This is a genomic window from Spiroplasma clarkii (assembly GCF_002795265.1).
Taxonomy (GTDB): Bacteria; Bacillota_I; Bacilli_A; order Mycoplasmatales; family Mycoplasmataceae; genus Spiroplasma_A; species Spiroplasma_A clarkii.
This window is the reverse complement of the sequence record NZ_CP024870.1, coordinates 566,347-578,147: the sequence shown is the minus strand read 5'-3', so window position 1 is coordinate 578,147 and position 11,801 is coordinate 566,347. Positions and strand designations below refer to the sequence as shown.

At 30.5% G+C, this 11,801-nt stretch carries 13 protein-coding genes; 1 reads left to right on the top strand and 12 read right to left on the bottom strand.

What is annotated here, in order from left to right; translation table 4 throughout:
• Nucleotides 1-53 precede the first annotated feature (53 nt).
• Nucleotides 54-524 (top strand): hypothetical protein, encoded by a 471-nt coding sequence (locus tag SCLAR_RS02565; protein ID WP_100254384.1) that lies wholly within the window; start codon nucleotides 54-56, stop codon nucleotides 522-524.
• A 172-nt stretch (nucleotides 525-696) separates the two neighbouring features.
• Here the strand turns inward: SCLAR_RS02565 and SCLAR_RS02560 are convergent, their stop codons facing one another.
• The 12 genes from SCLAR_RS02560 to SCLAR_RS02505 all read right to left on the bottom strand — a co-directional run bounded on the left by SCLAR_RS02560 (nucleotide 697) and on the right by SCLAR_RS02505 (nucleotide 11,800).
• Nucleotides 697-912: a hypothetical protein gene (locus tag SCLAR_RS02560; RefSeq protein WP_100254383.1), complete on the bottom strand. Its 216-nt coding sequence runs from the start codon at nucleotides 910-912 to the stop codon at nucleotides 697-699.
• Nucleotides 913-1,119: 207 nt separating this feature from the next.
• Nucleotides 1,120-2,340 carry a cell division protein FtsZ gene (gene ftsZ, locus SCLAR_RS02555; protein ID WP_100254382.1) on the bottom strand — a complete coding sequence of 407 codons (1,221 nt, stop codon included), beginning with the start codon at nucleotides 2,338-2,340 and terminating at the stop codon, nucleotides 1,120-1,122.
• 67 nt (nucleotides 2,341-2,407) lie between these two features.
• A complete protein-coding gene (locus tag SCLAR_RS02550; protein WP_100254381.1) occupies nucleotides 2,408-4,009 on the bottom strand; it encodes a hypothetical protein in 1,602 nt (533 codons plus the stop codon).
• 2 nt (nucleotides 4,010-4,011) lie between these two features.
• Nucleotides 4,012-4,956, bottom strand: coding sequence for a 16S rRNA (cytosine(1402)-N(4))-methyltransferase RsmH (gene rsmH / locus SCLAR_RS02545; protein ID WP_100254380.1), 945 nt, complete (start codon nucleotides 4,954-4,956; stop codon nucleotides 4,012-4,014).
• Nucleotides 4,956-5,387: a division/cell wall cluster transcriptional repressor MraZ gene (gene mraZ, locus SCLAR_RS02540; protein WP_169921840.1), complete on the bottom strand. Its 432-nt coding sequence runs from the start codon at nucleotides 5,385-5,387 to the stop codon at nucleotides 4,956-4,958. The genes rsmH and mraZ overlap by 1 nt, the downstream gene beginning before the upstream one ends.
• Nucleotides 5,388-5,519: 132 nt before the next feature.
• Nucleotides 5,520-5,831, bottom strand: coding sequence for a hypothetical protein (locus SCLAR_RS02535; RefSeq protein ID WP_100254378.1), 312 nt, complete (start codon nucleotides 5,829-5,831; stop codon nucleotides 5,520-5,522).
• Nucleotides 5,832-5,931: 100 nt separating this feature from the next.
• Nucleotides 5,932-6,108 carry a 50S ribosomal protein L32 gene (gene rpmF / locus SCLAR_RS02530; RefSeq protein WP_100254377.1) on the bottom strand — a complete coding sequence of 59 codons (177 nt, stop codon included), beginning with the start codon at nucleotides 6,106-6,108 and terminating at the stop codon, nucleotides 5,932-5,934.
• A gap of 23 nt (nucleotides 6,109-6,131) precedes the next feature.
• Entirely contained in the window at nucleotides 6,132-6,632 is a 501-nt protein-coding gene (locus tag SCLAR_RS02525; RefSeq protein ID WP_100254376.1) for a YceD family protein, read from the bottom strand.
• Nucleotides 6,632-9,046, bottom strand: coding sequence for a phenylalanine--tRNA ligase subunit beta (pheT, locus tag SCLAR_RS02520; protein WP_100254375.1), 2,415 nt, complete (start codon nucleotides 9,044-9,046; stop codon nucleotides 6,632-6,634). The genes SCLAR_RS02525 and pheT overlap by 1 nt, the downstream gene beginning before the upstream one ends.
• A 19-nt stretch (nucleotides 9,047-9,065) precedes the next feature.
• Entirely contained in the window at nucleotides 9,066-10,118 is a 1,053-nt protein-coding gene (gene pheS, locus SCLAR_RS02515; protein WP_100255217.1) for a phenylalanine--tRNA ligase subunit alpha, read from the bottom strand.
• Nucleotides 10,119-10,245: 127 nt separating this feature from the next.
• A complete protein-coding gene (locus SCLAR_RS02510; protein WP_100254374.1) occupies nucleotides 10,246-11,106 on the bottom strand; it encodes a hypothetical protein in 861 nt (286 codons plus the stop codon).
• Nucleotides 11,084-11,800 carry an ABC transporter ATP-binding protein gene (locus tag SCLAR_RS02505; RefSeq protein ID WP_244900144.1) on the bottom strand — a complete coding sequence of 239 codons (717 nt, stop codon included), beginning with the start codon at nucleotides 11,798-11,800 and terminating at the stop codon, nucleotides 11,084-11,086. The genes SCLAR_RS02510 and SCLAR_RS02505 overlap by 23 nt, the downstream gene beginning before the upstream one ends.
• Between the last annotated feature and the right edge of the window lies 1 nt (nucleotide 11,801).

The following is an 11,801-nucleotide window of genomic DNA, read 5'->3' as shown; positions in this document are numbered from 1 at the left end:
CTTTTTTCTAAAACCATTTGTTTTCCACTATAATAATTATACGAGGTGAACTAATGAAAGAAAATAATAAATCTTCATTTAGAAGAATCAACAAAGAGAGAAGAAAGGCCCACCAACAACAAGTTGATGATCAAGTATTAGACATCCAATCTGGTGGGATTGAACGTGAAGTTGACTACCTTTCTTCGAAAAAACTTCGCTGATTTGATTATATAATAATTGCCCTTATTTGTGCAATTATTACAGGTTTTAGTTTTATTTTAGGTATTTTTGCCCTCAAAAGTCTTGAACGTACTGAATTTATTACTACAGCCTTTGGTGCAGTTTCAGTCTTTATCTGACTTTTGATTGGCTTTATCAGAAACAACCATTCAGCTAAGTTCTACAATGATTCTCGCAGAAGGTATCAATCAACCTTTACTGTAGAAGAAGGTAGAAATAGAAGAATTGGTAAAATGTTTTTGCTAACTGGTGTGATATTGTTGATTATATCTGGTGTGATTGCATTAATTTTATACCTGTAGATTAATAAGACACATACTTTACTTAATAAACTTTTCATAAAAAAAGGAGCATTAAATTTATAGTACCATCTTACTAACACTGGTAAGGTAATCTATAAAATTAATGCTCTTTTATAATCTTTTTATATTAATTAAATATTTTAGATATTTATTTTATTAATACACAATATCATTATAAAATACATTCATTTATAAATCCCTTAACCGAGTCTGTTCAGAACTTATTTCCTTTAATAATCATAGGTAATGTGCGGTAATTGCCCATCATATTGGTTGTATTCGCGCATACTAAAAAATCATTAAAAAACGTATTTTTTAATGACAATGCAGGCATAGCAAAAAATGCTTGTAAACTATCAAATTTTTGTACTTGTACTAATTTTTGCATTTTTCTAGACCTCCATCGCCTATTTAGATACTAACAAATTGTGGCTGAAATTGCAAATTTTTCAGGGTTTGCCCAATTTTTTAAAATCTCAAAAAACCCCCTAAAAATAGGAGTATTTTAGACCTTTTTTTTAGTCAAAATAGAAATTTAAAAAAAATGGAAAAGTGTTTGGTTTTCAATAAAAAAAGACTTCTAAAAGTCTTTAAATTAAATTCAATCATTGTTAGAAAATAAGTCATCTTCTTCATCATCAACTGTATCATCAATTTTTCTCACAATTGGAGCTTCTTCAGTTGTATCTTCATGATTACCACCTTGAAATTGTTCAGGTTGAGATTCTCTAACAAAACTAGGTCTTTTGTCATCTCTTGATTCCATAAATGATGTTCTTTTATCATAAACTGTTTCAACATTTTCAGCTTGGTGGTGACTTTGTGAATTTTGTTGATGTGCAGATCCAGTAGCACTTTCAGAAATTGGGTTATAATTGTCATCAAATCCTGTAGCAATAATTGTGACAATGATTTCATCATCCAAATGCTCATTTACTGAGAAACCAATAATTGGGTCTAATTCAACTCCAGCAGCTTGGTTAATAATGTCAATTACATCTTCAGCATCTTCAAGAGAGTGGTTAACACCTCCAGTAATGTTGATTAGAGCATTTTTTGCACCATAAATTGAGGTTTCTAGTAGTGATGAAGTTACAGCTTTATTTGTAGCTTCAATTACTTTATTTGGTCCTCTACCAATTCCAATTCCAAAAATTGCATTACCTTGACCTTCCATAATAGTTCGCACATCAGCAAAGTCAACGTTCATAATAGCAGGTACTGCTGTTAAATCAGTAATTGCTTGAACTCCTTGTTTTAAAATGTTATCTGCTTCTTTAAAGGCTTTCATAACTGGCAGAGTTCCCCCAATTTGACGTAAACGGTCATTTGAGATCACAATAATTGAGTCAACATTTTTTCTTAGTTCATCAATACCATCCATTGCAAAAATTGTTCTATTTTTACCTTCTCATTTGAATGGTTTGGTCACAATAGCCACAACTAAAGCACCTGTTTCTTTGGCAATTCGAGCAACAACTGGAGCTGCACCAGTTCCAGTTCCTCCACCCATTCCAGCAGCTAAAAAGATTAAATCAGCACCTTCTAGTGCTTTTTTAAGCTGTGGTTCTGCTTCTAAGGCTGCTTCTCTCCCAATATTTGGTTTTGCACCAGCTCCAAGTCCTTTTGTTAATTTCTCCCCTAAAACAATTTTGTTTTCAACTGGACTTTTATATAAATCTTGTAAATCTGTATTGGCAACAATAAATTCAACACCATTAACCCCATCTTCAATCATGCGATTAACAGCATTTCCACCACCGCCTCCAACACCGATGACTTTAATTTTTGCAATATGGTAATTCTTTTGATTCATTTTTAACCCTCTTTTCCTTGCTATATTTTCTAAATTTTAACCATTTACTCTATATTACCACCTAAAACTAAGAATTGTTATGGTTTTTATAATAATTTTGTCCATAGTTTTGTTGATGTTGGTTTGAATTTTGGTTTTGGTATTGGTATTGATTTTGATATTGATTTTGGTATGGGTGTTGCACTGGTTGGTTGCTCATACCATTTGGATTAAAGTTTCGGTTTGGTTCAGCTACTCGCTGTCTTTGAACGTTAGTTGGTTGAGGTACATAATGACTTGGTGGCATTGGATACCACTGTTGATTTGGATTAAATTGACCTCTTGGGCTTGGTGGCATAGTAGTGACATTTTGTGTTTGATACTGTGCTTGTGGCTTCATTCCATATTGGACTGGGTTTGGTTGGGGATTAAAGTTTGGTTTTAAATTAAAGGTAGGTATAGTCTTGGTTTGATTAATTACTTGAGTTTGACCTAAGTTTTGGTGTAAAGTTAGATCTAAAATTCCAGTTGATGTTTTAAAAGTGTGTGTGCTATTCTTATTTGCTTGTCTTTGTTGTTTAACTGCACCAATTGCTGAAGTTAATCACAATTCATTGCCACCAATCATATTTGAGTAATAAACTTTGGTGCGTTTATATAATTCACTTTTCATCAAAATATCTGGAAAACCAGTGACTTCAGTGACTCTACCATAGTAAAAAACATTGTAATCAATTGCTAATGGAATTTCAGTCTTGATTCTATCATCAATAATGTCAATACATTTTTTAAATTCTGTGTAAATGTATTCTCGCATAGTTTGTGCATTATAAACTAGTGATCTTTGTTCAGTTGAGCTGTATTTCCTAAAAACTAACTCTTCACTACCAAAAGTTTCTTTTGAACAATCAATTAGTTTAAATAAGTATTTTTCTATATCTCTTGTTTTAACACTTAAAGCTTCAGACATGCGCTTGATAATTCAAGCTACCCCAAAGTTTAAAGAAATCACTTTGTTAAGTGCTTCTCTAGCATAAAACCCAACTTTAATTGTATCATACCCTCAATTAACTACAACCTGAGCATTTCTAAATTCTCGCTCACTGATAATTGCTTTACCAATTGAAAACATGTCAATGGTGATTGTTAAAAGCTCAAGGTTGGCAGCAGTTAATACTCCAAGATGAGATGTGTAAACCTCAGCAGCCACTGTGTAAATTTTTGTTCTAATTAGTAAGTAATTACTTTTAATTGTAATTGGAGCATAAGGACTTTCTGCACCATCTTGAGTTTTAAAACTGTAAGGTCTAATTGAAACAATTTGACGTCCAGCAGTTTTGTTATCATTTTTAATTTTTTCAAGCATACTAGTGACAACATTTTCAGAGATACCTGCTTTGTCACTCAAATCCATACTATCATCTTTATCCAAAATTTGTAATGTTTTTGATGGTAGCACTAAGATAACTCTTTGAATTTTTTGGTTAAAAGTTTTTTCAAAACTATCAATAACTCGACGAAATTTTTGAGCAGCATGCTTATGATCATTTACTATATCATTTTCAGATAATCACTCCCCAGCAATTTTTTCTTTAAAAATTACTGAGGTTGAACCTTGACGATATCTCACAACAACAACTCTAAGTTCTTTTTTTCTAATTTCTAAAGTTGCATAGATTTCAGTATTCATAATTACACCACCTTTTGGATTGCTCATAGTTTAGCACTATGGCTTCTTCTATTGTTTTCTAATTCTGCTTGATTTGGTGAAATTGGTTTTTTATGAACCAATGCAAATTCTTTGGCTTTAATTAAATTATCAATTGGTAATTTAGCTAAAAATTTGTCCTCACTGTTGGTTGTTTTGCTTTTAAACAATTCTTTGACTATTCTTTCTTCATGAGATTGAAAAGTAATAACTACTACCCTTCCTCCAGGTAATAAAAGATCTAGTGCTTGATTTAAGGATTTTTTTAATACTTCTAATTCGTTATTAACATAAACCCTTAATGCTTGAAAAGTTTTCTTTGCTGGATGCTTTTTTTGTTTTAAAACTTTTTGTGGAAGTGCTTGCTTTATAACTTCCACCAATTCATTAGTTGTAGTGATTGCTTGTTTTGTTCTTACTTTAATAATATTTTTAGCAATTTGGTATGAAAATTTTTCATCTCCATATTGATAAAATATATCAGCTAACTGTTTTTCACTAAAAGTATTTACAACAATTTGTGCAGTCATTTGGTTGTTGTTAACATCCATTCTCATATCAAGAGGTGCATCAAAACGGTAACTAAAGCCCCTATTGCCTTCATCAAATTGTGGTGATGAAACACCTAAATCATATAAAATTCCATTAACTTGTTTGACATTGTTTACAGCTAACATTGCTTTAATATCAACAAAATTACCTTCTAAGATAGTAAAATTTTCACCCACTTTTTTAAGTGTGGTGTAACTAGCTTTGATGGCTTCTTCATCTTGATCAATAGCATATAAATGCCCAGTTGTTAATTGTTTTAAAATCTCAACACTGTGTCCTGCACGGCCCAACGTGCAATCAACATAAACTCCTTCTGCTTGAATATTTAACAAAGCAATTGCTTCATTCAATAACACAGAGACATGTTTTTGTGTCATTATTTTACTCCGCCCAATTTTTCAGCAGCATCATAAATCTCACTAGCATCCATTTCAGATTCTAATTGTTCATATGCTGATTTATCTCAAATTTCAACTCTATCTCCTAGCCCTAGAATATAGACTTGCTTGGTAATACCCACTTTCTCTAATAGCCCATTAGAGATTTTAATTCTACCTGCATTATCAAATGATAACTCCTCAGAATTTGAAAGTATTAAACGTTCAATTTTACGAGTGGCTGCGTTGAAACTACTGTTTTTACCTATTTCTTCACGTAGTCTTTCAAAAGAATCGGGGGTGCGAATTTCTAAACAGTTTTCAATACCTTTAGAAACAATGACTAATTCTCCAAGTTTATTCCTTAATTTTGAAGGAACTGTTAATCTTGCTTTATCATCAAGGTTATGTTCAAATGTACCTAATAACATGGTCAATCGCCCCACTTTCTCCCACTTAGTTATTATTATATACCACTTTGACACATTTTCAATACTTTTTACAAATTTTTTCCCACAAATTGCATAAATTAACTTAAAAGGTTAATTAAATAAAAAAAGTTGTTAATGAACAACTTTATTTTGAAAATTATCTAAGAATTGAAGACAGGCTTCCAGTTCTCAACGTTCAATTAAATCTACAAAATTACTGAAATCTTGACAATCTGCTAGTCTATTAACAAACATAAAGTAAGTGTTAATAAATGTTCGAGTAATTTTCTCCCTTAATGGTTCTTTGAAGTTTGCTAGAAATTCACCCAGTGTTTTGAACTTTAGATTAAGAAACTTTGAATCAATGTTATTTGTCACTAAAGCCACTAATAGTGAAGAGGTTGCTAATTTTTTGAGCAACTCTTTTAATTCATATTCTGACACCTAACCACCTCCTAATATATTAATCGCTTAATTTGAAGGAATTTTGCCAAAAATATTTAACTTTTTTAATAAAAAAAACAAGCTTTAACTTGTTTAAGAATTAATCAACTTTTTTAACTTCTTTGTTTTTGTAATAACCACATTCACGACACACACGGTGTGGTTTGATCATACTTCCACAGTTTTGACATGAAATGATTGCAGAACTTACTAATGCTAAATGACTTCTACGTTTATTTTTAACAGCCTTACTGGTCTTTCTAAATGGTACAGCCATGATTACACCTCCTATTTACTTGACTATTTATCAACTTTAAAATCTTTAAGAACTTCCCAACGTGGATCTATTTTATCTAATTGTTCTTGTTCAAATTCTTCTTCGGATAGCAATTTAAAATCTTTACCGACAAATGAAATTTTACCACAATTTTTTGTGAAATTTAAAGGAATATTTAAAACTATTTGCTCAATTGCATAACCTTTAATGTCAAAGTCATCTCCCAAAACTAAGTTGTGTTGGTCAGCTGCAATTTGAGCAAAATAATATTCATCATCTCATTCAAAACTTTGATTTTCACTAACAATAATTTGACCATCACGAGCATCAACTGCTTCAATTGTGGCAAATATTTTGGCTTGAACTAATAGACATTTTAAATTATCTTGATAATTTAAAGTTCCAACCACTGAAATATTGTCAATTTTTTTAATTAAATCATGGTGATATTGATCAGTTGGTTCATAACTAAAATTTAGATCAATTTTTTGATGTTTATTCATTTCAATGATTTTTTTTAACATTATTTCACCTCAATTTTTAATTTAGCTAGTTTTTGTAAAACTTGCTCTCACTCTTTACTTACCATTTCATCAGTTAACTGGGTTGTAACACTGTTAAAAACAAAATTAACTGAAACTGCTTGTAAATTTTGAGTTTTTAAAGCTTCATCTTGGTAAATATCTACCAAACTAGTGGTTTGTAAATATTTTAAACCTTTTGTAATTTCTTTAATGACTGAATTATATTGGTGTTTATCACTCAAAAGCATTGTAACATCTCTTGATGTTTTTTGGAATTTTGAAACTTCATTAACAACAACTTGTAAATTAGCTAATTGTTCAAGTAGAGTTAAATTAAGTTCTAAAACAAAGGTACTATCAAGTTTTTGAGCTTGTTCAAACCTTGGATTCAGTTTATAAATAAACCCTACCAATTGATTATTTACTTTAATTTCCCCATTAATATATGGGTGAATTTCTTCAAATAAATTTGTGAAATTGTTTATCTCTACATGATTTGTCGAAATTTGGTACTGTGCACAAATTTCATCAAAAACCCCTTTTAAATAAGCATAATTTGGTTTTAACTCAAGTTTGTAAGCTTTTTGACTAAAACTATCTCCAGTTACTAACATTGCTAAATGTTTTTCACGAGTATTGTTTAAGTTATAAACGTCTCCCACTTCATAAAGTTTTAAATTTTTATTACCTTTTGTTGAATTAAAGCTAGCAGCTTCAATTAAACTTCTCGAAAGACTCAAACGATAAGCTTCTCGATTTTTACTTAATGGAGCCATTAATTTAATTGGGTCTTTTAAACCAAATAAATCCCATTTTTCCACTTCTTGAAGGTTCAGCAAAGCATAAGTTTTAACATTATAAAAACCTAAACCTGTTAGATAATTTTCAACTTGGTTTTTTAAAACTACCTCAAGTGCTTTTGGTTTTGCTAGAACTTTAATTTCTGGAGCAAAACTTGGAATTTTATTATAACCATATAAACGAGCAATTTCTTCAACCAAGTGAGCTTGGTGACTAATATCTGTTCGAGCAAAATCAACTTTAAAACTCAACAATTGTGGATTAATTTGTTTTACTTCAAAATTTAAACCAGAAAATAACTCCTGAATAGTTTTAAATGGCAATTCAATTCCCAACATTTGGTTTAAATAAACCAAATCTAACTCAATTTCTACATCAACTTCTTTGCTTGGGATTTGTACTTCTAATTGACTTGAAGCACCATATAAATCATATTGGTCTAACCAATGCACTGTGTGTTTTGCTGCAATTTCATAAAGACGTGAAGAAATTGGTTTCATTCAACGTTGTAAAAAAACTGAAGAACTGTTAAATGATTTTTGTTGTTTTCTCATAGCAACTGGATCTAGACTTAGATAAATTGCTAAAATTTGCTCACTATCAACTGTTGGTAAAAAAGCCTCATTAAAGTCAACACCCAAAGTTGCCACAACATCTTTACCATGCATTAATTGAAAATTAACTGGGTTAGTTTCATTACTATTATCTTTAATTTCCAATTGTTTATTAAGTTTTTTTGGATCAACAAATAAAACAGGTTGTCCAGTTTCAATTGCAATTGCATTTGCTAAATCTAAAAAGAAATTGTCAGTAGTTTTAGCTTGAGAAAATTTCAACCAAACATCTTGGGTTGAATAAATATTTAAAGTTCTTTCATCAATTGTCAACACTTTTTTTGTATCAAATTGTTGTAGTGCTAAACTACGCACCAATTTTTGACTAAGCTTATTATTCACAAATGAAACTGGAACAGGGTTTGGGGATTTTTTTTCAGTATAAACATCTGCTAAGTTTGTTACTGTTTTTGCAAAATAATTTGCCAATTCTTTCACCAGTTGTAAAGCACCCAAAGCATCACTACGATTTAAAGTAAGATCAACTTCTCAAGTTGAATCTTTAAAACCAATAACTTCTAAAGCATCACTATTTCCAATTAACTGGTAAGCCTCTTGTTTAGTATGAACTTCATAAATTCACTCATCGATTTCTGCTGGGGTTAGCACACTTTCGCTCATTCCAACCTCCAACAATGAAACCATCATACCTTCACTAGTTTTACCTTGTAATTCTTTAACACTCAGTGTAGTACCATTAGCAATGGTTTTACCAGGATCTGCTACCACCACATATTGTCCTTCTCTAACATTTGTGGCTCCTGTGACAATGGGAGAAACTAATTCCTCACCTTTATCAACAAAACAATAGTTCAAATGTGTGCCTGGCATTGGGGCTACATTTGTTACATAACCCAAAGTTAAGTTATCATTAAGTTCTTGATAAGATTTATAAGCATCAACTTCAAAACCTAGAGAGTTTAGGGCAATAGTAATGTCTTTGTCTTTAACACCAGTAAGGTCAATAAAGTTTTCTAATCATCTTCTTGTAATTATCATATTCTAAGCTCTCCTTCTTTTAATCTCCAAAAAATTTAAATTGTTGTAAGAAACGAGTATCATTTTCATAAAAGTCTCTAATATTTTTAATCCCAAATTTTAACATAGCAACTCTTTCAACCCCAATTCCAAAGGCAAGACCTCCCACTTGACTTGGATCTAAACCATTTAATTCAATGACTTCAGGAGCAATCATTCCAGCTCCTAAAATTTCAATTCAACCTGTAAATTTACAGATTTTACATCCCAAACCAGCACAAGTAACACAAGTAATATCAACTTCAACACTTGGTTCAGTGAAAGGAAAGTAACTTGGGCGCATTCTAATTTCAGTGGTTGGAGCAAACAAACGTTTACACATGTACTCTAAAATTCATTTTAAGTTGGCAAAACTAATTTTCTTACCAACAGCAAACCCGTCAATTTGGGTAAATTGGTGAGAATGAGTGGCATCATCATCATCACGACGAAAGACATTACCATAACTAATTGCTGCAAGATTTTTCTCAGCAACTTTGGTTTTTGCTAAATTTGTCAATAATCTAGCAGTCATATTGGTACAATGAGTTCTTAAAACTGTGTTTTTATCAACATAAAATGTATCTTGCATATCTCTAGCTGGATGACCTACTGGGAGATTAAGTTTTTGAAAACAAAATTCATCAGTTTCAAACTCTGTACCATCAATCATGTCATAACCTAAACCTTTAAAAATATCTGCTATTTCTTCAATTACTAGGTTTAAAGGGTGTTTTGTTCCTTTGGTTAAGTTAATTCCAGGTAAAGTTAAATCAACTTTTTCATTTTCTAATTGTTTTTTTAACTCTGCATACTTAAAGTCATCTTGGATTTGATTAATTTGTCCAAAAATCTTGGTTTTAGTTTCATTAGCTTTCTCGCCAACTAATTTTCTAGTTTCAGGATCAACTTCTCTCAGGTTTTTTAACACCTGAGTTAGTGGTGAATCCTTACCAGCATAAATACTTTTAACATTATCTAAATCTGCAGGGGTTTTTACTTGTTTAACTTGTTTTTCAAAATCAAGTAAAATTTGTTCTAATTTTTTTAACATCATTCTAAGCCTTTCTAAATGTTTTTCAATCTAATTATACTAAAATAACACACTATTTTTAATTAATCTACCCTTTTTTCACAGAAAGTTGCCTAATAAAAAAAGGTTTTTAAAACCTTTTTAATATTTATTTGGCGTTTCATCTAAATGAGTAATGGGCTCCAACTCCTAAAAGAGCTAAAAACCCTGTTCCACTAAATAAAGCAGCTCAAATATTTAAACCAAAACTAAAGTGAATCCGAAAGGCACTAACATCATTATTAAAAATCAAACTTGGTAGCCCATCACTAGCTCCAATAAAACTTGTTCAGACACTGTACTTGTAAGGTAAAAAGTAACTAATTGCAGTTAAATATTTGTCTTTTCCAACAAACTCTGGACCCAAAAAGTTATCTGAAAAAATTAATGAGAATAAAATAATCAATGTAGTAATTGTTTGAGATAATGCTACACTTTTTAGCAAACCACTGGTAATAATTCCTAGTGTAATTGAAATACCAATAGTTAAAAAGACTCCATATCATGTGGCGATTCAACCACCAAATGAAATTAATCTTAATTGTGCAGTCACGTGAAGTGACTTGAAGAAAATTTGACTTAGAATTAACAAGTAACCAAAAGAAATTAACACTGAAACTATTCCTAGCACAAAGATAAAAATAGCCATAGAGATTAAAAAGTTGACTTTGCTAACACCAGCAGAATGAATACGCTTTAAAAAGACTGAGTTTTTTCATTCAGCAATAGTCACATTAACCAAGAAAATTAACATAAATCCAGGCACATGTAAAAAGCTAACTATTCTTGAAATCTTGATTTCTGATGCTAAATTTGTATTTTGATAAATAAATAAAGCTGTCAAGAAAAAGATTGGAATAATAATAACATATAAATAAGTTCTTAAATTTTTTAAAATTGATGAGGCAATAATTTTGAAATTATTTCAAATATTGACAAAATACAATTTACTTTGATTTTGAAATGACATTTGATTTTAACTCCTCTTTATAATATTTGATCATCATATTTCTGATAGATCCAAATTCTTTTATTGCCTTTGCAACACTTGCCTCATAATAAATGTGACCTCTTTCAATAATCACAAATGAATCACACAAAACCTCCACTTCCTCAGGATTATGTGAAATTATAATAATGGTTTTTTGGTGTTTTTTCAGCTCACCAATTCATTCGATTAACTTAAGTTGCATTTTTAAGTCTAATCCAGTAATCATCTCATCTAAACATATATATTTAGGGTCATTAATAACTGCTAATAAAGTATTTAGTCTTTGTTTTTGACCCCCACTTAATTGATTTAAATCAAGTTCTAAGAAATCTTTGATCTCAAAAAGTTCTATTAACTTAATTACATATTCTTCAGTCAATGCTTTTTGTTTTCTTCTAAAATATTGAATTAGAAGTTTGGCAGTGACCCCTTTGGGTCAACTTCCTTCTTGAAATTGAATTCCGACATTTTTATATCCATCTTTTTTACCATCAATTGAAACAGTTCCAGAAGTTGGTTTTTGTTGGCCAATAATTATATCTAACAAGGTAGTTTTACCACTACCATTTGAACCCAATAACCCTAAAACTTCGCCATCTTTTATAGTTAAAGAGATGTCTTCTAAAACTATTTTTTTACCAAATTTTTTATGAATATTTTTTACTTCAATCATA